Consider the following 21,703-nt stretch of genomic DNA (forward strand, 5'->3'; position numbering starts at 1 on the left):
GGTGGGGCTGGTGGTAAAGGGGGCGCGGGTGCGGCGGGCTTCAACAATCCCGTCGGTGATGGTGGCGCGGGTAGTGCTGGCGGAGTCGGCGGGAAAGCGGGTGCCGGTGGTGCGGCGGGCACCGGGGGTTCTGGTGGTGTGGCCGGTGCTGCCGGCGCCGGCGGCACCGGCGGCGCCGGAGGCACCGGGGGTTCCGGCGGTGCCGGCGCGGTCGGTCCTGCGTGCACCAGCAACTCGGGTGGTCCGGGGTATCGCGGCGGTGCGGGAGGCGCCGGGGGTGCTGGTGGCGACAGTGGCGTGGGGGGCGTCAACGGCAATGGTGGTGACGGTGGGGCCGGCGGCGCCTCGGGCCGCGGCGGCAACGGCGGTGGTTTGGCCGGCGCGGCCGGTACTGGTGGCGCCGCGGGTGCTGGCGGTGTCGGTGGCGCTGCGGGTACTGGGGGTTCTGGTGGTGAAGCCGGTGCCCCCGGCGCCGGCGGTGCGGGCGCAGATGGGGGCAACGGCGGCAGAGGTATCGCCGGTATCCATGCTGCAGCAGACTCCGGGCGTGCCGGCGGAGCGGGAATCCCTGGTGGTGCCGGTGGCGCCGGCGGGGCTGGTGGTGACAGTCCGGGCGGCGTGAACGGATCCGGCGGTAAAGGCGGCGTTGGTGGAGACGGTGGTGCCGGCGGCAACGGTGCACGCAACCTGACCGGTACCGGTGGTGCTGGCGGCGCCGGCGGTGCGGGTGGTGCGGCCGGCGCGGGTGGCGAAGCGGGCACCGGTGGTACGGGTGGTGAGGACGGCGCTGCCGGTGCTGGTGGTGCCGGTGCCGCCGGCGGGAGCGGCGGCGCTGGCGGCAAGGGTTCTGGCGGTGCAGCCGGGGCAGGTCAGCCCGGCAACGCGGGCGGGGCCGGCGGAGTCGGCGGGGCCGGCGGTGCTGCGGGTGATGGCGGCACCAACGGCGCCGGAGGGGCTGGCGGTGCAGGTGGCGCCGGAGGGACCGGCACCGACGGCGCTAACGGTAAGGGCCTAGCGGGCGGCAGCGGCGGGACCGGCGGCGCTGGCGGCGCCGGCGGGAACGCAGGCGACGGCGACGGCGAGGCCGCTGCCGGTGGCGAAGCCGGTGTCGGCGGCAAAGGCGGTAAAGGCGGTAACGGCGGCAACGGACCTGCCAACACCCCCGGTGGCAATGGCGGCAAAGGCGGGGCCGGCGGCGTCGGCGGCGTCGGCGGGCTCAATTCCGACCAGGAGAGCAGCACGGCCAGTGCCACAGGCGGCGACGGCGGCGACGGCGGCGACGGCGGTGCCGGCGGCACAGGCACCGGCCGCCCTGGCGGAAAGGGCGGAACCGGTGGCGCTGGGGGTAAAGCCGGAGCGGGCGGAGAAGCCAACACCGGTGGAACCGCCGGCGACTCGGGCACTGCCGGGGCGAAGGGTAAAAACGGACCAGACGGCACGCGCGATGAGCCAAAATCCGAACCCACGCCGAAGCCCTTTGTCCCGCCCCCTGTCCGTATCCCCAATATCCCGATAGCGAAACGGCGCGGGACGTACTCGAAGCTCCTCGAAATAATCATAAAAGGAATTTCGGGCTCGAAATAGCAACACCGATAGCTGAATCGCCGGCATTGTTTCGGCCACTACACCGCGCTGCGCTTCTCCCAGCATCTCGTCGGCGCTGGAATCTCGGCTTCGGTTGGCAACTCGGTTGCCAACATTGCAGATTCGTTCCATAGTGCGCTCGGCGAGGCGATCGACGGTCTGCACGAAGCCGAGTCCGTACTCTCGAATACGTGCCTAGCCGCCCCGAAGCTCCGGAACTGGTCGCGCTGTTGGCCGGACGCCGGATCGCGGTGCTGACCGGCGCGGGGATTTCCACCGACTCGGGCATTCCCGACTATCGCGGGCCTGATTCGCCGCCGAGCAATCCGATGACCATCCAGCAGTTCACCTCGGATCCGGTGTTCCGACAGCGGTACTGGGCGCGCAACCATGTCGGCTGGCGGCACATGGACGACACCCAACCCAACGCGGGGCATCGTGCGCTGGCCGCGCTGGAGCAGGCCGGGGTGGTGACCGGCGTGATCACCCAGAACGTCGACCTGCTGCACACCAAGGCCGGCAGCGAAAACGTGATCAACCTGCACGGCACCTACGCGCAGATGATCTGCCTGAGTTGCGGCCACACCATGAGCCGGGCCGCGCTCGCCGCGGAGCTCGAGGCGCTCAACCCCGGGTTCATCGAGCGCGCCGAGGCGATCGGTGGGCTGGCCGTGGCGCCCGATGCCGACGCTGTCGTCGCCGATACCACGTCGTTCCAGTATCTCGACTGTCCACGCTGCGCCGGCATGCTCAAGCCAGATATCGTCTACTTCGGCGAAAGTGTGGCTAAAGATACTGTTGCACATGCCTTTTCACTGGTCGACGATGCCGAGGCGCTGCTGGTCGCGGGCTCGTCGCTGACCGTTTTCTCCGGCTACCGATTTGTGCGGCACGCAGCCGCGCTCGGCATCCCGGTCGCCATCGTCAACCGCGGCCCTACCCGTGGAGATGAACTGGCTACCCTCAAGCTCGACGGGTGGTGCTCAGAACTGCTGGTGCTGCTTGCCGATGAGCTGGCGCCGCTGGCGTTGCGCTAGAACTCACACGGCAGGCTGCGCACGGCGTGTACAAAATTGCCCGCCACGTACGTCGCATCGCTTGCCTGAATTTCGGGCAACTGGCGCAGCAGCTCACCGAAGATCGCGCGCAGCTGCGCGCGTGCCACGTGGGCGCCGAGGCAGAAATGCAGTCCGCCACCGCCGAACCCGACATGTGGGTTAGGACTGCGGCTGAGGTCGAAGTGGTCCGGGCGGGTGAATGCCTCGGTGTCCCAGTTGCCGGACGAGTAGAACATCACCACCTTGTCTCCCGCGGCGATCTTCTGGCCTGCGAGCTCGAAATCGGTTGCCGCCGTGCGGCGGAACGTCATGACCGGCGTCGCCCAGCGAACGAACTCCTCGACCGCCACGCCGATCCTGTTCTCGTAATCCGCTAGCAGCCAAGTCCTTTGATCCGGGAAATCGGTGAGCGCCTTCAGGCTGTGACTCATAGTCTGGCGCGTGGTGTCGTTGCCCGCGACCGAGAGCAGCACGAAAAAAGCCGCCACCTCGGTGTCGGTCAGCCGGTCGCCGTCCACCTCGGCATGCACCAGACTGCTGATCAGGTCTTCGCCCGGGTTCTCGCGCCGCTCGGCGGCGAGTGTGCCGACAACCTGATGCAGGTACATCTGCTGCTCGAAGATGACTTCCAGTGCGGGGCGGCCGTCGAGGAACTCGGGGTCGGCCCAGGACACCAGCGCGTCGGTGGCATGTGCCATGCGCTCGCGCTCGGAATCCGGAATGCCCACCATGTCCGAGAGCGTGCGGATGGGCAGCTCCTTGGCGCAGAGATCGACGAAATCCGCACCGCTTCCCGCGTCGCGAAGCTCCTCGACGATGGTCTTGGCGTTCGCCTGGATCGATTCCTCGATGCGGCGCACCTGCCGTGGCGTGAATGCGGCGTGGGCGAGCTTGCGCAACTTGGTGTGCCGGGGCGGGTCCATCGCCAGGAAGGATTGCGATGCCTCGAGCAGCTCCACCGGAATGCTCTCGAACATCACCCCCTTGCCGGACAGAAACACCTCGCTGTCGCGGCTGACCGTGACGATGTCCGCGTGCCGGGTGACCGCCCAATAACCGGGATCATCGGGGTCCGGCATCAGGGCGTCCTCGACCGGCGGATGCAAGCTGACCGGCCGCTCGGCCCGTAGCACCGCAAACGAGCGCTCCCGGTCGGCGGCCGTCGTCGACCAGAACTCCCGCGACGACAGATCAATCGCGTCGTAGGCACGGGGACGGCTGGACCGTCCGGTCAGCACTGCCATCGTTGATCCTCCGCCCGTCGTGAACTTCGTCGAACAATATGCCTAGACACTATGTCTAGTCAATATGTTGAATGGTCGGTTATGCTCGGCAAATGCCGTCGGTCACCCGCAAGGCGCAGCCCAAGCGTGAGCACACGCGCCAGCAGCGGCGCGAAGAGATGGAGCGCCGGCTGCTCGACGCCACGGAGCGGCTGATGCGCGGCGGAGCCAGCTTCACCGAACTCAGCGTGGACCGGCTGTCGACCGAGGCCGGTATCTCACGGGCCAGCTTCTACATCTACTTCGAGGACAAGGGACACCTGCTGCGCCGGCTCGCCGGCCAGGTGTTCGCCGATCTGGCCGAGAGCGCGAATCGGTGGTGGAGCGTGGCCGAGCGGCGCGATCCCGCCGACGTCCGCGCGGCGATGGCGGGCCTCGTCGCCAGCTATCGGCGGCATCAGCCGGTACTCGTCGCGCTGAACGAGATGGCCGCCTACGACGCGGTCGTGGGCGCGACCTATCGCAATCTGTTGACCGCGATTACCGGGCGCTTGACTCGGGTCATCGAAGACGGCCAGGCCGACGGCTCGATCCGCCCGGAGTTACCGGCGGGCAGCACGGCCAGCGCACTGACCTGGATGGTGGAGCGAGCATGCCAGCAGAATCTTCCGAGCGCGCCGGACTCCTACGACGCAGAGCTAGCCACCACTTTGGCCGAAATAATCTGGGCTACTTTGTATCTCAAAACCGCGTACTAACCTCAGACCGCAACGAGGTCGTCGGCATGCACCGCGGGCCGGCGTAGTTCTTCGGGCAGCTCGGAGGTGGACTTGCCCATGATGGCGGTGAGCTCGGCCGCATCGTAGGCAACCACACCACGGGCCACCACGGTCGCGTCCGGTCCGTGCAATTCGACGACGTCGCCGCCGTGGAATCGCCCGGACACCGCGGTGACGCCCGCGGCGAGCAGCGAGCGCCGTTGCCCCACCACGGCCCGCACGGCACCCTCGTCGAGAGTCAGTGACCCAGCCGAATCCGCGGCATAACGCAGCCAGAAACGGCGGGCCGACATCCGTTGTGGTCGAGCCGCAAACACCGTGCCCGACGAGGCGTCAGTGAGCGCCGTCGCGGCATCCGACGCCGCGGCCAGCAGTACCGGCACCCCGGCGTCGGCGGCGAGCAGTGCCGAGGACATCTTCGACGCCATTCCCCCGGTGCCCAATGCGCTACCCGGGCCTGCCACCACACCGTCAAGATCCGAGGACGCGGCGACTTCAGGAATGAAGCGCGCCCCCTTGGTCTTTCGCGGATCGGTGTCATAGAGCCCGTCAATGTCGGAGAGCAGCACCAGGGCCTCGGCTCCGACCAGATGGGCCACCAGCGCCGACAGCCGGTCGTTGTCGCCGAACCGGATCTCGTTGGTGGCCACGGTGTCGTTTTCGTTGACGATCGCGACCGCATGCAGCGCGCGCAGCCGGTCCAGGGTGCGTTGGGCATTGGTGTGCTGGGCCCGCATCGAAATGTCGTGGGCGCTCAGCAGCACTTGTCCGACCGTGCGGCCATACCGGGCGAACGCGGCACTCCACGCGTTGACCAGCGCGACCTGACCCACGCTGGCCGCGGCCTGCTTGGTCGCCAGATCCTTTGGACGACGCGATAATCCGAGTGGCTCGATGCCGGCGGCGATGGCACCCGAGGAAACGATGACGACATCGGTGCCGGCTTTCATCCGCGCCTCGATCGCATCTGCCAGCCCGGCCAAGCGGCCCCCGTCGAACACCCCGGACGGTGTGGTCAGCGCGTTGGTCCCGATCTTGACGACCAGGCTGCGAGCGGTGCGGACCGCTTCGCGGTGGGCGCTCACAATTCTTCACCGCGTTCGCGACGCCGACGCCGCGCGGCCTTACGCTCGTCGGCGCCGACGCGCTCGGTACGTTCCAGCCTCGCATCGGTGCCGCGGCCCGTCAGCGGAACCTGTTGTCCCGCAGGGGTCTGCGGCTCCCAGTCGAATGTCATGTCGCCGATGGTCACTGCGCAGCCGGGTTGTGCGCCCAACCGCAGCAGTTCCTCCTCGACGCCCAGGCGCGCCAAGCGGTCGGCGAGATAGCCCACCGCTTCGTCGTTGTCGAAATTGGTCTGGCCGATCCAGCGCTGGGGACGTGCGCCGGTGACCACGAAGCCGCCTTCGCCATCGGGCTCGACGGTGAAACCGCTTTCGTCGACGGGCACCGGGCGGATCACCGGGCGACGCGCCACCGGCGCCGGGCGCGATGCGTTGTACTCCGAAATCATCTTCCAGAGCCCAAAAATAAACGGCTGCAGCCCTTCCCGGGTTGCCGTCGACACTAAGAATATTGGCCAGCCGCGCTCGGCGATCTCGTCGTGGACGAACTCGGCGAGCTCGCGCGCCTCGGGCACGTCAATCTTGTTGAGCACCACCGCCCGCGGCCGCTCGGCCAGGTCGACCAATGCCACATCACCTTGCAGTGTGGGCGTGTACGCAGCGAGTTCGGCTTCCAGCGCATCGATGTCGGAGATCGGGTCGCGACCCGGATCCGCGGTGGCGCAGTCGACGACATGCACCAGCACCGCGCACCGCTCGATGTGCCGCAGGAAATCCAGGCCCAGGCCGCGGCCCTCGGACGCGCCCGGGATCAAGCCGGGCACGTCGGCGACGGTGAAAGACTGCTCGCCGGCCGAGACGACACCGAGATTGGGAACCAGTGTGGTGAACGGGTAATCGGCGACCTTGGGTTTGGCCGCCGAGATCACCGATACCAGCGACGACTTGCCCGCCGAGGGAAAACCGACCAGCCCGGCATCGGCAACAGTCTTGAGTTCCAGGGTGAGATCGCGGGCCTGGCCGGGCTCACCCAGCAGCGCGAAGCCGGGCGCCTTGCGGGCGCGCGACGCGAGCGCCGCGTTACCCAACCCGCCGCGGCCGCCGGCGGCGGCATCGAAGCGCGTGCCCGCACCGACCAAATCGGCCAGCAGACGGCCGTTTTCGTCCAGCACGACGGTGCCGTCGGGAACCTTGACTTCCAAATCCGCACCGGTGGCTCCGTCGCGATTGCTGCCCATCCCCTGCTTGCCCGCAGGGGCGGTGACATGCGGACGGAAATGGAAGTCCAGCAAGGTGTGCACCGCGGGGTCCACAACAAAGACGATGCTGCCGCCGCGGCCGCCGTTGCCACCATCGGGGCCGCCGAGCGGCTTGAACTTCTCGCGATGAACAGAGGCGCAGCCGTTACCGCCGGAACCTGCCCGCGCGTGGATGACGACTCGATCGACAAACCTAGGCATCGGGGGTCCTCTCAGTGTGTGCCTAGCGAGCCAGGCACACACTCACGATGCTTAGTCGGCGCTCTGCGCGGCCGCGACGATGCTGATGGTCTTCCGCCCGCGCTTGACGCCGAACTCGACGGCGCCGGCTTCCTTGGCGAACAACGTGTCGTCGCCGCCACGGCCGACGTTCACGCCGGGGTGGAAATGGGTGCCACGCTGGCGGACGATGATCTCGCCGGCCTTGACGATCTGGCCGCCGAACCGCTTGACGCCGAGCCGCTGGGCGGCGGAGTCGCGACCGTTGCGCGAGCTGGAAGCGCCCTTCTTGTGTGCCATGTCTGTCGCCTCCGCTACTTGATTCCGGTGACCTTCAGGACCGTCAGCCGCTGACGGTGGCCCTGACGCTTGTGGTAGCCGGTCTTGTTCTTGAACTTGTGGATACGGATCTTCGGGCCCTTGGTGTGCTCGAGCACCTCGCCGGTCACCGCGACCTTCGCCAGCGCGGCGGCGTCGGAAGTGACGGTGGCACCGTCGACAACCAGCGCGACCGGCAGCGACACCTTGGCGCCGGGCTCGGATTCGAGCTTCTCGACCTTGACCACATCACCGACGGCGACCTTGTACTGCTTGCCACCGGTCTTGACGATTGCGTAGGTCGCCATCGTTGCTCCTGCCTCTTCCTCGCGTCTTCCGCGCGCGTGCAAGCTGAAATGCGCGTGGTGGGTCTGGGTTGCGGATCTGCGCCGATTGCTCGGGAGTCCCGCTGTCGTCGGCCGAAGTCAGCTGCCCGGCGTGACGACAACTGTCCAAGGGTACGTGACCAGCGGCTACAGGGTCAAACCAGCACCCTGGCGAGCCGCCGGCCCGCCTCGGCGAACAGTGACGCGCCCCAAGGCCTGGGCAGCCCGCCCGCGCGGGCGCTTTATGGCAACGGAAAGAAGCGCCCTGTCCTGGCACTTACAGATCCGGTCAGTCCGCGTGGACGGGCGGGCCAGCCGGCCGACCCGCAGCGCGGCGGCGGCGATGACGTCCGAAGCCTGATCCGCCGTCGGCCCCGTCCGCGTCGCCGTTCTCGTCTTCGTCAAGGTCCTCGTCATCGTCGTCGTCAAAGTCCTCGTCGTCATCGTCGTCGTCGAGGTCCTCGTCATCGTCGTCAAGGTCCTCGTCATCGTCGACGAGATCCTCCTCGTCTTCGTCGAGATCCTCGTCTACCGACTCCTCTTCGTCGGCGTCGTCGTCGGTGTCCTCTTCGTCGGCGTCGTCCTCGGTGTCCTCTTCGTCGGCGTCGTCTTCGCTGTCCTCGAAGTCATCCTGGTCGGTGTCGTCGAGGCCAGTGGGACGCTGCGTCGTGGTCTGCTCGTCGACCTCGGTGGCAATTTCCTCGCCGGTCTCGTCGGTCTCGTCGGAGTCGCCGTTTTCGCGAGTGGCCATCGCCTTGAACATTGGATGCTCGCCCGGCGCGTGCACGGGCACCTTCGCCACGGCGGGTTGGTCGGCGGGCTCTTCGGATCGGTTCTTCTTCGACCGCTTACCTCGCCGGCCGCCGGGTTCCGACTTGCGCGCGGGCGCCGAACTCGAATCGACCGGGTCGCCGTGCAGCAGCAGGCCGCGGCCGCCGCAGTTGGGGCACGATGTCGAAAACGCCTCGATCAGACCGGTTCCCAGCCGCTTGCGAGTCAACTGCACCAGACCCAGCGACGTTACTTCGGAGACCTGATGACGGGTGCGATCACGGGCCAGCGCCTCAGTCAGCCGGCGCAGCACCAGATCGCGGTTGGATTCCAGCACCATGTCGATGAAGTCGATGACCACGATGCCGCCGATATCCCGCAGCCGCAATTGGCGCACGGTCTCCTCGGCCGCCTCGAGGTTGTTCTTGGTGACCGTCTGCTCGAGGTTGCCCCCGGACCCGGTGAACTTGCCGGTGTTGACGTCGACAATCGTCATCGCCTCGGTGCGGTCGATCACCAGGGTGCCGCCGGACGGCAACCAGACCTTGCGGTCCATCGCCTTGGCCAGCTGCTCGTCGATGCGATGCACGGCGAACACGTCCGGCCCGGGCTGGCCTTCCGCTCCGGCGGGGGGGTCGTACTTCGTCAGCTTCGAAACCAGATCGGGCGCGACAGAATTCACGTACTCATTGATGGTGGTCCACGCCTCGTCGCCGGAGACGATCAGACCGGCGAAGTCCTCGTTGAACAAGTCGCGGATGACCTTGACCAACACGTCGGGCTCTTCGTAGAGCGCTACCGCCGCACCGGCCGCCTTCTTCTTGATCTCGCCCGCCTTGGCCTCGATCTCTCCCCAGCGTTCCTGCAGGCGAGTGACGTCCCCGCGGATGTCGTCCTCTTTGACGCCCTCGGACGCGGTCCGGATGATCACCCCGGCGTTCGACGGCACCACCTCGCGCAGGATCTCCTTGAGACGCTGGCGTTCGGTGTCGGGCAGCTTGCGGCTGATCCCGGTCGACGACGCACCCGGCACGTAGACCAGGTAGCGGCCGGCCAACGACACCTGCGTGGTCAGCCGCGCACCCTTGTGTCCGACCGGATCCTTGCTGACCTGGACGAGGACGTAGTCGCCTGGCTTGAGGGCCTTTTCGATCTTGCGTTCGGCCCCGCCCAGACCCGCGGCTTCCCAGTTGACTTCGCCGGCGTACAGCACGCCGTTGCGACCCCGACCGATATCGACGAAGGCCGCCTCCATCGAGGGCAGCACGTTCTGCACGATGCCGAGGTAGATGTTGCCGACCAGCGACGCAGACGCCGCCGACGTCACGAAATGCTCGACGACGATGCCGTCCTCGAGCACCGCGATCTGGGTGTAGCGCGCACCCGGGTGCGGCGGCTCGGTGCGAACCCGGTCGCGCACCACCATGACCCGTTCGACGGCCTCACGACGCGCCAGGAATTCGGCCTCGGTCAATACCGGCGGGCGACGCCGTCCGGCGTCGCGCCCGTCGCGGCGCCGTTGCCGCTTGGCCTCCAGCCGTGTCGACCCGTCGATGCCCTTGATCTCGGCATTACTCGAACCGTTGTTGCCCCTGCCGCCGCTGTCGGAGGAGCCGCCCTTGCCGCGCGGCGCCCGCTCGTGCACCACGGTGTTCGGCGGATCGTCGGTTGACGAGCCTTCCTCGTTGTCGTCACCGGAACCCGACTTGCGCCGACGGCGCCTGCGACGACGCCGATTGCCGCCGTCCGAGGAACCGTCATCGGGGCCGTCACCGTCGTCGGAGTCATCCGAGTCCTGGTCGTCGGCATCGTCAGAGTCATCCGAATCGGCGAATTTCGAACCGCGCGGTTCGCCGTCACCGTCGTCGTCCTGGTCAGATCCGCCCTGTTCACCGCGGCCGCGGCCACGTCCCCGCCGGCCCCGGCGTCGCCGCCGGTTGGCCGGCCGATCGCCCTGGTCATCGTCATCGTCGTCATCACCGTCGGAATCGTCGGTGTCGTCGGTGTCGGCGCTCGTGTCAGCCCTGGTGTCGTTCTTGGGCTCAACAGGCTGCGGCGCGACGAACAGCGGCATGTACGCCGGGCGCTCGATCGCGGTCTCGAGCATCAGCCGGGACTCGGGTTCGCCGGACGTGGGTGCTTCGGCGTTACTGAAGGCCACCAAGTTCTCCGGCGGCCGGGGCGACAGCAGATCACGCACCCGGACGGCGTCCTCGTAGTCCACACCGGAATGCGCGCTGCGGACTCGTCCATCCAGTGCGCTCAGCGCGTCCAGCACACGCTTACTGGTGGTTCCCAGCGCTCGTGCCAGCGAATGGACTCTCAGTTTGTCTGGGAGGTCTTCCTGGGCAGGCGTTGCTGAAGGGTCTGAAGTTTGGTCACCGTCTATCACGTATTCTCCTCAAGCCCCCGGGCGCGTCATGTCGACGCGGCCACGCGAGGGCTTCGCTATGTACCCGGGTCACTTCTCCCGGACTTGTGATGGTCTCGCCCCGAGCGGCTCGGCTAGAACCAACCCGGCGCCGTGCTGAATGTCGGCCTGACATGCGGCGCTACATTGCGAGCTGGCAATGGTCGCGCTTGTCTAAGTCTTCATTCGGGTGTCTGCCGCCGGTCCGGCGACGTTCACCCTTTGTCAGTATCCCACATCACGCCGCAGGCCCAAACGAGCCTGACCTGGAACCCGGCAATGCGGTCGGAAGTCCAGGGGCCTAAGCGCCGGGAAACCATAGCGCGATTTCGCGCTTGGCCGAATCGATCGAATCGGATCCGTGCACCAGATTGAACTGCGTTTCCAGCCCGAAATCGCCGCGGATGGTGCCGGGCGTGGCCTTGTCCACCGGGTCGGTACCCCCCGCGATCTGGCGAAACGCCGCAATCGCCCGCGGGCCCTCCACGATTGCCGCCACGACACGGCCCGAAGTAATGAAGTCGAGCAACGACCCGAAGAACGGCTTGCCCTCATGCTCGGCGTAATGCTGGGTGGCCAGCTCCTTGCTTACGCAGCGCAGCTCGAGCGCCACGATGTTGAGGCCCTTGCGCTCGATGCGGTCGATGATCTCGCCGATCAGCCGGCGCTCGACGCCGTCGGGCTTGATCAGTACCAGGGTCCGTTCGGTCACGGCGCACAGCGTACAGAATCAATCGGCGCTCAGCCCGGCGGTATTTGCCCTTGCTCCTGGCGCCGGCGGACCTCGGCGCGGAAGTATGCGATCAGCAGCCACAGCCCGCTAAACAGCAGACCGATGAATCCCACCCCCGGGTAGACGGCGAATCCGGCGAGAACCAGCAGTTGAACAGCCAGATTCACCCAGATCGCCCACGGTCTGCCCTGCACCCCGCACAGCAGGATCAGCAACGCGGCGAGCCCGACCAGGTAGCCCAGCGAGGCCCCGTTCAGGCCACCGCCCACCGCGCCGACTACCGGTATTGCCAGCAGTACCACGATCGCCTCCAAGATCAGCGTCGCGGCCATCACGCCCCGAAAGCTCTTCCAAGGGTCCGCGGGCGGCGGTTGCTGGTCGCTATCGGTCATTCCGGGTCACGCCCGAACAAGCTCCGCGCGGCCCCGGCGGTGACAACCGAACCGGTGATCACCATCCCCGTACCGGAAAACTCCCCGCCCTCTCCGTCTGCGGCGGCCTCGTCGACCAGCGCGGTCGCAACATCGATCGCGTCGCGCAGGTTCTCGGCGGTCAGCACCCGGTCAGGCCCGAAGCGCTGCTGGGCTACCAGCGCCAGTGACTCGACATCGAGTGCCCGCGGCGATCCGTTGTGGGTCACGACCACGGAATCGAACGCCGGCTCCAGCGCGGCAAGGATGCCGTCGACGTCCTTGTCAGCCATGACGCTGAGGACCCCGACCAGATATCGGAAGTCGAATTCACTGTCCAGAGTCTGCGCCAGCGCGGCCGCTCCAGCCGGATTGTGCGCGGCGTCGATGAAAACCGTGGGTGCGCTGCGCATGCGCTCCAGCCGGCCGGGGCTGGTGACGGCGGCAAAGCCGGCCCGGACCGAGTCGATGTCGAGTTGCCGCTGCGCGCCGGCGCCGAAAAAGGCCTCGACCGCCGCGAGAGCCACCGCCGCGTTGTGCGCCTGGTGCTCACCATGCAGCGGCAGGTACACATCGGAGTACACCCCGCCAAGACCCTGCAGCTGCAGCACCTGCCCGCCGATCGCGACCTGACGGCCCATCACCGCGAACTCGGAATCCTCACGAGCTACTGCTGCGTCGGCCGGAACAGATTGCGCCAGAAGTACTTCCATCGCCTCGGGCACCTGTCGCGCGATGACCGCGACGGTGTCAGGAGCGCCGTCCGGGGCTTTCGTGATGATGCCCGCCTTCTCACCGGCGATCCCGGCGATGTCCGCGCCGAGGTATTCCACGTGATCGATGCCGATCGGGGTGATCACCGCGACGGGTGCATTGATCACGTTCGTGGCGTCCCAACGACCACCCAAACCCACCTCGACGACCGCGACCTCGACGGGCGCATCGGCGAAGGCCGCGAACGCCATCGCGACCAGCACCTCGAACTTGCTCATCGCCGGACCACCGGCGGCCTGCGACTGCGCGTCGACCATCTGCACGAACGGCTCGATCTCGCGGTAGGTCGCGACGTATTCTGCTGGACTGATTGGCTTTCCGTCGATCGCGATGCGTTCGACCGCCGACTGTAAATGCGGGCTGGTGGTTCGGCCGGTGCGCCGGTGCAGCGCGGTCAGCAGCGCGTCGATCATTCGCACCACCGAGGTTTTGCCGTTGGTGCCCGCGACGTGGATCGACGGATAGCCGAGCTGCGGCGAACCGAGCAGGTCCATCAGGGCGCTGATCCGGGTCAGGCTCGGTTCGATCTTCGTCTCGGGCCAGCGCTGATCCAGCAGATGCTCGACCTGCAACAGGGAGGCGATCTCATCCGGCGTCGGAGCCACGCTGGTGGCCGGGCTCCAGTCGGGTTGGTCGGTCATTGCAGCCCGGCCAGCCTGGTGTTGATGCGGCCGGTCTCCTCTTGAGCCAATCGCTGACGGTCGCGGATCTTGGTGACGACCTGATCTGGCGCCTTGGCCAGGAAGTCAGCATTGGCTAATTTTGCTGCGGTGGAAGCCAATTCCTTCTGCGCCGCTGCCAGATCCTTTTCGAGGCGACGACGTTCGGCCGCGACGTCGATGGCGCCCGACGTGTCGAGCTCGACGACGACGGTGCCGCCGCGCAGGCGCACTTCCAGGGACACCGACGCGCGGAAATCCGGGCCCAGCGCGGTGAGCCACGCCAGCGACGTGACGGCAGCCACCTGAGTGCTCAGATCGCTGTCCTGGACACCAGCCAGCCGGGCCGGCACTTTCTGCCGGTCGGCCAGACCCTGGTCACTGCGAAACCTACGAACTTCGGTCACCAGTCGTTGCATATCGCTGACACGCTGCACGGCAACAGCATCCAGGCTGATGCCGGACGGCCGCGGCCACTCGGCGATCACCAGGGACTCCTCGCCAGTCAACGCTTGCCACAGTTCCTCGGTGACGAACGGGATGACCGGCTGCAGCAACCGCAGCAGCGTGTCGAGCACCGCGGCCAGCACCGCGGTGGTCTGGGTGAGCCCGTCGGCAAGTTGCACCTTCGCCACTTCGAGGTACCAGTCGCAGAATTCGTCCCACGCGAAGTGATAGAGCGCTTCGCAGGCCCGGCTGAACTCGTAGCTGTCGAAAGCCGAATCAACCTCAGCGCGAACCTCTTCCAGCCGCCCCAAGATCCACCGATCGGCGTCGGTCAGCTCGGCGACCGGCGGCACCGGAGCCAGCCGCGCCCCGTTCAGCAAGGCGAACCGGGTGGCATTGAACAGCTTGGTGACGAAGTTGCGCGAGGCTCGGACGGCATCCTCACCGACGGACAGGTCGCCGCCGGGACTGGCGCCGCGGGCAAGCGTGAACCGCAACGCGTCGGCCCCGAACAACTCCAGCCAGTCCAGCGGGTCGATCACGTTGCCCTTGGACTTACTCATCTTGCGACCGAATTCGTCGCGGATCAGCCCGTGCAGGAAGACATCGGTAAACGGCACCTGCGGGCCGCGGGCGCCGCCGAGCGTGATCGCTTCGTCGGCGCCGACGAACGTGCCGAACATCATCATCCGCGCCACCCAGAAGAACAGGATGTCGTACCCGGTCACCAAAACGCTTGTCGGGTAAAACTTTTCCAGCTCCGGAGTTTGCGACGGCCAGCCCAGAGTCGAAAACGGCCACAGCGCCGACGAGAACCAAGTGTCCAGCACGTCGGGGTCTTGCTCCCAGCCCTCCGGCGGGGTCTCGTCCGGGCCGATACACACCTGTTCGCCGTCGGGCCCGTACCAGATCGGGATGCGGTGGCCCCACCACAGCTGTCTCGAAATGCACCAGTCGTGCATGTCGTCCACCCAGGCGAACCAACGAGGCTCCAGGCTGGCGGGGTGAATCACGGTGTCCCCGTTACGCACTGCGTCGCCGGCGGCTTTGGCCAGCGATTCCACCCGGACCCACCACTGCAGCGACAGCCGGGGTTCGATCGCCTCGCCGCTGCGTTCCGAGTGCCCGACGCTGTGCAGGTAGGGCCGCTTCTCCTCGACCACCCGGCTCTGGGCCGCCAGCGCCTCACGAACCGCGACGCGGGCCTCGAAGCGGTCCATGCCGTCGAATTGCGTTCCGGTGTCCACGATCCGGCCCTTGGTGTCGAGAATCGAGATCATCGGCAACTCGTGGCGCAGCCCGATCTCGAAGTCGTTCGGATCGTGAGCGGGCGTGACTTTGACTGCGCCGGTACCGAATTCGGGGTCCACGTGCTCGTCGGCGACGATGATGAGCTGCCGATCGATGAACGGGTGCGGCAACGTGGTGCCGACCAGGTGGCGGTAACGCTCGTCGTCCGGATGCACCGCCACCGCGGTGTCGCCCAGCATCGTCTCGACCCGGGTGGTGGCGACCACGATGTGCGGTTGCGAGTCGTCCAGCGAGCCGTACCGGAACGACACCAGTTCGCCTTCGACGTCGACATAGTTGACCTCGAGGTCAGAGATCGCCGTCTGCAGCACCGGCGACCAGTTGACCAGCCGCTCGGCTTGATAGATCAGCCCTGCGTCGTAGAGCCGTTTGAAGATTGTGCGCACCGCACGCGATAGGCCCTCGTCCATCGTGAACCGGTCGCGGTCCCAGTCGACTCCGTCGCCGAGGCGCCGCATTTGGCCCCCGATGGCGCCGCCGGACTCACGCTTCCAGTCCCAGACCTTGTCGACGAAGAGTTCGCGACCGAAGTCCTCTTTGGTCTTGCCGTCGATCGCGAGCTGCTTTTCCACCACGCTCTGAGTAGCAATACCGGCGTGGTCCATCCCCGGCTGCCACAGCACCTCGTATCCCTGCATCCGCTTGCGGCGGGTCAGGGCATCCATCATCGTGTGTTCCAGCGCGTGGCCCATGTGCAGGCTGCCCGTGACGTTCGGCGGCGGCAGCACAATCGAGTAGCCGGGCTTGCCGCTCGTCGAGTCCGCCTTGAAGTAGCCGGCGTCCACCCACTTCTGGTAGATCGCGGTCTCCACCGCACCTGGATCCCACGACTTGGGTAGGTCGGCGGCAGAGCTGGGGCTGGCGGTCACTCGGTCAATTCTAGGAACCGCGATAGAGCCGCGTGTAAGCGCCCGAACACGCGAGTGCTCGGTCACTCTCGGTTTGGCCGTCCCGATCAGGGAATGGTGAGCACCTGGCCTGGGTGGACCAGGTCGGGATCGGTGACGCCACTGGCGTCGGCGATCACCCGATACTTACTGCCGTCCCCGTAGAAGCGCTCCGCGATGGCCCACATCGTGTCGCCGGAGACGACGGTGTACTTGCGGTGCACGGGTCCGGCGGCAGCGTCCGCGACGGGCTCTTGTGCGGGCTCGGCGATCGGCTCGACCGTGGCGATCGTCACATCCGCGGCGCCCGGCTCGGGCGCCGGCGCGGGGGGCGGGGGTCCGTCGGTCTCGGTGTGGGTGGACCACGCCGGGCCATCGGCGGCAGACAGCACCAGATTGCAGTCATCCTGAAGAACGAGCCGGACGTCCTTCTTGCCTTGGGTATCGGTGTGCCACACCGGTTTGTCCGACGCGTACAGGACGAAGTTGCCGTCGCGCTGCACTTCGGCGCGCACCACCTCCTGGCCGTTGGTCGCCGTCGCCCAGACCGCCTCGCCCCGGGCTGCCAGCACGAGGTTGCCGTCGTCTTGCAGCGCGAGGGTATAGGCCCCGTTGGCGGAGGCCAGCGATTGTCCCTTCTGCAGCTGCTGTCCTTCGGTAAGCGTGTCCGACATGACATTCCCCTCTCGTCGTCCCTCTGCATTTCGTCCGCTTTGGCATACCTCGCTGGGCGCGATCGAAACCCTCGGGAATCGAGGTGAAAACCGTTGTGGCAGCGAGCTAATCCAGCCGTTCGGTGCGCAGAGTCGCGCCGGCGGCAGGCAGTCGGGCCAGCAAAACGTCGCCCATTGCGGCCGCCGGAGTGAGCACACCACGCAGACCCGAAAGCTTGGCACGATCCAGAGCGAGCGCAAGGCCGCACTCCCCCAGCAACACCGAGGTCGCCTTGTAGCCGGGGTCTCCCCGCTGCTCGAGCCTCGCGACGTAGCGCGCGCCGCTGGTCGTGGTGGTATAGGTCTCCAGGCGGTAGTAACCGCGGTCGCGGGTGCGCTCGCCCGGGCCGGTGCCGGATTTGGGTGTGATGCGGTCCACCAGCGGGCGCGGCAGCAGCCGGAAGTAGCGGCTGCCTAGCTCAAACGACGCGTTGCCGATACCGGCCATGATGGCGGACGCCACCGGCGCCAACGGGGACGAACCCAGGCTCATGTGTTCGCTGTAGCGGAATCGCCGACCGTACGACCAATCCAGTAATCCGTTGCTGCGTCGCACGATTCGGGTATTGATCGACGACATCAAGAATCCTGCCGTCCAGACACCGGACAGCTCCGGCGCAATGTAGCGACCCCGCCCCCAGGGCAGATCGGGCTGCCGGCCGAGTTCGGGTTCGGCGACGCGATCGGTGCTCAACGTGTACGGGTCGGCAAGCTGACGGCGTATTTCGGGGTCACTGGACGCGGCTCGCAGCACGCCCATGATCGACGCGACCGTCCCGCCGGAGAGCCCGCCCACCAACTTGCGCATCACAAAGCTGGTATCGCCGAGTTCGCCGGCGCCGTCGTCTTGTGCCGCCCGGTACAGCGCGTACACCGTCATGTCGGAAGGAACGGAGTCGAACCCGCAGCAGTGCACAATGCGGGCTCCGGAGTCGGCGGCTTGCTTGTGATAAAGGTCGATTGCCTCGCGGATGAACATCGCCTCACCGGTCAAGTCCGCGTAGTCGGTGCCGGCCGCGGCGCACGCCGCTACCAACGGCATCCCATATTGGGCGTAGGGCCCGACGGTGGTGACGACGACCTGGGTGCGAGCAGCCATCTCATTCAGCGTCGACGGCGACGCCGCATCGGCGCTCACAACAGGCCAGGACTGCGCGGCCTCCCCCAGGCTGTCGCGAACGGCGCGCAATCGGTCTGTTGACCGGCCGGCCAGGGCGATCCGCGCACCGGCTCCGGCGCGTGCGAGGTATTGGGCGGTGAGTTTGCCTACGAAGCCGGTCGCCCCGTACAGCACGATGTCGAATTCACGCCCCGATGCGGTCATCGTCGCGACGGTACCCGGTCCAGATCGGGCCTTCGGCTACCGGGCGTGAGGCGGACCCAGGTACGGGAACTCGGTCAGGGTGTCCGTATGAGGCGACAGGCCCGACGGCGGGCACTCGCCCTTGGTGAGGAACGCCAACCGGTAGTCGATGACGTCGTCGGTGAACACCCGACCGTTCGGGTATCGGGCCGGTTTGGCCGGATCGAAGGTCAGCATGTCTGGCAGCGTGCCTTCCTTCTCGATCGCGGCGATGGCCTCCTCGCGGTCGTAGCCGCCGGTGTGGCCCATGAGATGGACGAACTGGTCCAGCCAGCGGTTCCAGTCGTTCGGGGGTTCGCTCGCGTTGTACTCGAGTTTGGTGTCGTCGGTGTTGAAGAAACTGCTTACCGACGGGTGTCCGGCTCGGTCCACATGGTTCAGCGAGCCGTTCTCGCGCAAGCTGCACCGCCCCCAGATCCGGATCGGCCCCGCCGCGCCGAGCGCGCTGGTCGGCAGCTCGATCGCCATCGAGCAGACATTGGCCGCGGTATTCGAGTCCTGACCGGTCCATGGCGATTTGCCGGCGAGTGCGGCCAGATGAAGAGCCGTGAAGTTCCGCTTGCCGCTGATGTCGAACAAGTTCTTGATGCCGTCGTAGTCGAAGAAGAAGGCATCGCTGCGAGCACCGGCGGCGAACGTGATGTCGCCGGCGACGGCGACGTTCGGCTGCGTTCCGAACGACACCTCCACCCTGGTGAAGATCTGCTCGCCGACCGGCTCGGGCGAACGGGACTGTTCACCGCGGGCCATGAACACATCGACCGTCTGTGTGCCGTCCACCGGCGTGGAGAACACGAAACTGAACGCGATGTCGTTGATCAGGTCGCCGTCGGTGTCGATCGCCACCCGATAGATGGCATCCGGATGCAGCGCGTTGGCCTCCGGATTGGCGTTGAGGATCAGAACGGTCCGCGAGCTGTCGGTCGGCGATTGGAACGCGTACAGGTCGCACAGGTCGAGGCGCTGGTCGCCGAGCGGCGGTCCGAGACTGAGGCCGGTGAAGTGGTTGGACATATACAGAACCCTTTCCACGTCTTGTCTCGTTCGTCGTCAACCTAACCTGTCGGCGCACCCAGTGGTGATCAACAGAAAATGCCGGGCACGAGGCCCGGCATTTTCTGTCTTAGCTATAGCAGCAAGGCCGCCTGACGGTTAGCCGCGCCGACCGCAGACCGGCCACGCGCCGATCCCCTGCGAGTGCAGCACGTTCTCGGCCACCCGGATCTGCTCCTCACGGCTGGCGCCGGCCGCGGAACCCGACCCGCCGTTGGCGCGCCATGTGCTCGGGGTGAACTGCAAGCCACCGCCGTAGCCGTTGCCGGTGCTGATCGCCCAGTTGCCACCCGACTCGCATTGCGCGATGGCATCCCAGTTCACGCTGTACGCCCTGATCGGCGGGGGCGGAGCGTCCGGGCCCGGAGGCGGCGGCGCGTCAAAGCCCACCGGAGCGGGCGGCGGCGGTGCATCCGGTGCCGGAGGCGGCGGCGGTGCGTCAAAGCCCACCGGTGCAGGCGGCGGAGCGTCCGGTGCCGGAGGCGGCGGCGCGTCAAAGCCCGCGGGCGCGGGCGCGTCAGGAGCCGGAGGCGGCGGGGGCACATCCGCGCTGGCGGTGGCGGACGAAAGCGTCACCAGCGATCCTGTGATCACAGCGAGGACGAGCGTCTTACGGACGTTATTCAAAGTGTTCCTTTCGCGGTGCGCGCGCGCCAAAGCAAACCCACCGAGGCGGGTTTAGGTACTTCGTGATGTGGAAATGGGTGCTCTGGGACGTGCCGTCTCGATTCGGCACGGCAGCGAGGGCATGATCTGCCCAGCGGTTCAAAAACCGCTGGCTGTCGGGCGGCCATCGCCGTCCGCAGCCCCGCTCACGCACGGGTCCGTGGATTAAATTTTCTTTAACCCCTTTCGGGCTAAATGGGACCGTAGGGGACCGGGCAGCATTCGTCATATCCGACACGCCGATATCTCGGAACAATAACAAGTAGATTACGGTGCCAACTGAGAAATATTCTTGCAGGTCAACTGCGCCGTTTCCGTGAAAACTCCCAGGTCAAGATCAGAGTGCAATCGTGACTCGAATCACGTCCATTTTGTGAGCTGGGCCACGCATTTGCCATGCGGTCAAGCACCGACCCGGTTCGCTGCCGTTGAAGCCCGATCAGCGGCGATCCAGCGCCCGATAACGTCGGCTTCTTGATCGGTTCACCTGGAGCCGGATCGACTCGTAGAAGCCTGCGCCTATCAGTCCAAACATGCCTCGCAGCAACGCCATTCACTCATGTCGACGAGGGACATCCGGACCAAGCGCTCATTGGCATCTGGTAAACATGTCCCCGCCGCCGTTTCGGGCGAGTTGCGCAGTGCTTCAAAGGCTTTAGCCGGACTCATGCATCGAACTACCCCGCTGGGCCGCCGATGCGGCGCAGCCCACCGCCGCTCACGCAACCGCGCACGCTGCATCACCAGCATTTGCACAAAACAATTTGCTGAGGAAATTCCCGTAGCTACTGTCCTGAGCGGCGACCTGGTTTCGATCGCCGGGGTGGCCCGCGCTAGCCGGTCAGACGCTCGAAATCCCTTCTGTCCCAAGGTGATCCGTTCCGCAGCAGCGACCAGTGCGCGAAATTATTGCTAGAGGAGTACACAATGGAGGGGCTATCCTCGACACGCCAATAACGGAATGGGATAAAACGCAGTTAACTCGTCACGCATTTAAGCGAAGTGTGTATACCGAGAAATGCAAAAGACGGAAGCTTTTAATGCCAATTGCGCCGAAAGTAGCCGGCACCCCTTCAGGCTCCGGGCTGCACCAGGGCGCGGAACTCGGAGTCGGTATTGACGTTGGTCAGCGCGCGCGAATCCGGCAGCACGATCTGCTGGGCGTCGGACGCGTCGATCAGGGCGCTCATCTTGCGCTCACCGGCGGCCACCAGCGCGTCGATCCGGTCGGCCAGGTCGGTGCGGTACACCGCGGCCAGGTAGTGGCTGCGGCCGTCCCACGGCAACACCACTTCGGCGTCTGTCTTGGTGGCGAGCGCCGTGAGTTCGTCGATCAATTCGGCTGCCAGCAGCGGCATGTCGACCGCGCAGACAAACGCGTACCGTGCGCCCGCTTCCGCGGCCGCGCGCAGTCCTCGCCCAGTTGCGGGCAGCGGTCCCAGCCCCTGTATCTCGTCACGGATAACGCGCGCGTCCAGCGGGGGCAGCGGTTGGCCCGGGGCGGCGACGAATACCGGATCGCAGCGCTGTGCGACGACGCCGACGACATACTCGGCCAGGGTGCCGGCTCCCCCAGGGCCCGGCAGGGTGGCCTTGTCGCGGCCCATGCGCCGCGATTCGCCTCCGGCGAGTACCACTGCGGCCAATGACACTGCATCGGACACGAGCGCCAGCCC

At 66.8% G+C, this 21,703-nt stretch carries 17 protein-coding genes and 1 pseudogene; 3 read left to right on the forward strand and 15 right to left on the reverse strand.

Features of this window, described 5'->3' with window-relative positions; translation table 11 throughout:
• Together DB708_RS27605 and DB708_RS09260 are read left to right on the forward strand one after the other, a co-directional pair.
• Positions 1-1,584, forward strand: a pseudogene (locus tag DB708_RS27605) (PE family protein); the annotation flags it as partial.
• 191 nt (positions 1,585-1,775) lie between these two features.
• Complete coding sequence (locus DB708_RS09260; RefSeq protein WP_108921664.1) at positions 1,776-2,621, forward strand: SIR2 family NAD-dependent protein deacylase; 846 nt, start codon at positions 1,776-1,778, stop codon at positions 2,619-2,621.
• On the opposite strand, the gene DB708_RS09265 is transcribed toward DB708_RS09260, so the two are convergent.
• Positions 2,618-3,886: a cytochrome P450 gene (locus DB708_RS09265; RefSeq protein ID WP_108921665.1), complete on the reverse strand. Its 1,269-nt coding sequence runs from the start codon at positions 3,884-3,886 to the stop codon at positions 2,618-2,620. The two genes, DB708_RS09260 and DB708_RS09265, sit on opposite strands and share 4 nt — an antisense overlap.
• Positions 3,887-3,978: 92 nt before the next feature.
• Between DB708_RS09265 and DB708_RS09270 the strand changes: the two genes are divergently transcribed.
• Entirely contained in the window at positions 3,979-4,623 is a 645-nt protein-coding gene (locus tag DB708_RS09270; RefSeq protein ID WP_108921666.1) for a TetR/AcrR family transcriptional regulator, read from the forward strand.
• 2 nt (positions 4,624-4,625) lie between these two features.
• On the opposite strand, the gene proB is transcribed toward DB708_RS09270, so the two are convergent.
• From proB to mobA, 14 genes are all read right to left on the reverse strand, one after another.
• Complete coding sequence (gene proB / locus DB708_RS09275; RefSeq protein ID WP_165839788.1) at positions 4,626-5,732, reverse strand: glutamate 5-kinase; 1,107 nt, start codon at positions 5,730-5,732, stop codon at positions 4,626-4,628.
• Positions 5,726-7,168, reverse strand: a complete 1,443-nt coding sequence (gene obgE / locus DB708_RS09280; RefSeq protein WP_108921668.1) for a GTPase ObgE — start codon at positions 7,166-7,168, stop codon at positions 5,726-5,728. The genes proB and obgE overlap by 7 nt, the downstream gene beginning before the upstream one ends.
• A gap of 51 nt (positions 7,169-7,219) precedes the next feature.
• Positions 7,220-7,486, reverse strand: coding sequence for a 50S ribosomal protein L27 (gene rpmA / locus DB708_RS09285; protein WP_108921669.1), 267 nt, complete (start codon positions 7,484-7,486; stop codon positions 7,220-7,222).
• 14 nt (positions 7,487-7,500) lie between these two features.
• Entirely contained in the window at positions 7,501-7,812 is a 312-nt protein-coding gene (rplU, locus tag DB708_RS09290; protein ID WP_108921670.1) for a 50S ribosomal protein L21, read from the reverse strand.
• A 307-nt stretch (positions 7,813-8,119) separates the two neighbouring features.
• On the reverse strand, positions 8,120-10,993 hold the full coding sequence (locus tag DB708_RS09295) for an Rne/Rng family ribonuclease (RefSeq protein WP_108921671.1): 2,874 nt from the start codon (positions 10,991-10,993) through the stop codon (positions 8,120-8,122).
• A gap of 319 nt (positions 10,994-11,312) precedes the next feature.
• Positions 11,313-11,723, reverse strand: a complete 411-nt coding sequence (ndk, locus tag DB708_RS09300; RefSeq protein WP_108921672.1) for a nucleoside-diphosphate kinase — start codon at positions 11,721-11,723, stop codon at positions 11,313-11,315.
• A 29-nt stretch (positions 11,724-11,752) separates the two neighbouring features.
• On the reverse strand, positions 11,753-12,136 hold the full coding sequence (locus DB708_RS09305) for a DUF4233 domain-containing protein (RefSeq protein WP_108921673.1): 384 nt from the start codon (positions 12,134-12,136) through the stop codon (positions 11,753-11,755).
• The gene (gene folC, locus DB708_RS09310) at positions 12,133-13,569 is read right to left on the reverse strand and encodes a bifunctional tetrahydrofolate synthase/dihydrofolate synthase (protein ID WP_108921674.1); all 1,437 of its coding nucleotides are present in this window, start codon (positions 13,567-13,569) and stop codon (positions 12,133-12,135) included. The genes DB708_RS09305 and folC overlap by 4 nt, the downstream gene beginning before the upstream one ends.
• Positions 13,566-16,214 carry a valine--tRNA ligase gene (locus DB708_RS09315; protein ID WP_108921675.1) on the reverse strand — a complete coding sequence of 883 codons (2,649 nt, stop codon included), beginning with the start codon at positions 16,212-16,214 and terminating at the stop codon, positions 13,566-13,568. The genes folC and DB708_RS09315 overlap by 4 nt, the downstream gene beginning before the upstream one ends.
• An 86-nt stretch (positions 16,215-16,300) precedes the next feature.
• Positions 16,301-16,906: a LysM peptidoglycan-binding domain-containing protein gene (locus DB708_RS09320; protein ID WP_108921676.1), complete on the reverse strand. Its 606-nt coding sequence runs from the start codon at positions 16,904-16,906 to the stop codon at positions 16,301-16,303.
• Positions 16,907-17,012: 106 nt separating this feature from the next.
• Positions 17,013-18,269, reverse strand: a complete 1,257-nt coding sequence (locus DB708_RS09325) for a saccharopine dehydrogenase family protein (RefSeq protein ID WP_108921677.1) — start codon at positions 18,267-18,269, stop codon at positions 17,013-17,015.
• 36 nt (positions 18,270-18,305) lie between these two features.
• Complete coding sequence (locus DB708_RS09330; protein WP_108921690.1) at positions 18,306-19,322, reverse strand: DUF4331 family protein; 1,017 nt, start codon at positions 19,320-19,322, stop codon at positions 18,306-18,308.
• A gap of 138 nt (positions 19,323-19,460) precedes the next feature.
• The gene (locus DB708_RS09335) at positions 19,461-19,988 is read right to left on the reverse strand and encodes a transglycosylase family protein (protein ID WP_108921678.1); all 528 of its coding nucleotides are present in this window, start codon (positions 19,986-19,988) and stop codon (positions 19,461-19,463) included.
• A 1,112-nt stretch (positions 19,989-21,100) separates the two neighbouring features.
• Positions 21,101-21,700, reverse strand: a complete 600-nt coding sequence (mobA, locus tag DB708_RS09340) for a molybdenum cofactor guanylyltransferase (protein ID WP_409347580.1) — start codon at positions 21,698-21,700, stop codon at positions 21,101-21,103.
• Between the last annotated feature and the right edge of the window lie 3 nt (positions 21,701-21,703).

This window comes from Mycobacterium montefiorense, assembly GCF_003112775.1.
Taxonomy (GTDB): Bacteria; Actinomycetota; Actinomycetes; order Mycobacteriales; family Mycobacteriaceae; genus Mycobacterium; species Mycobacterium montefiorense.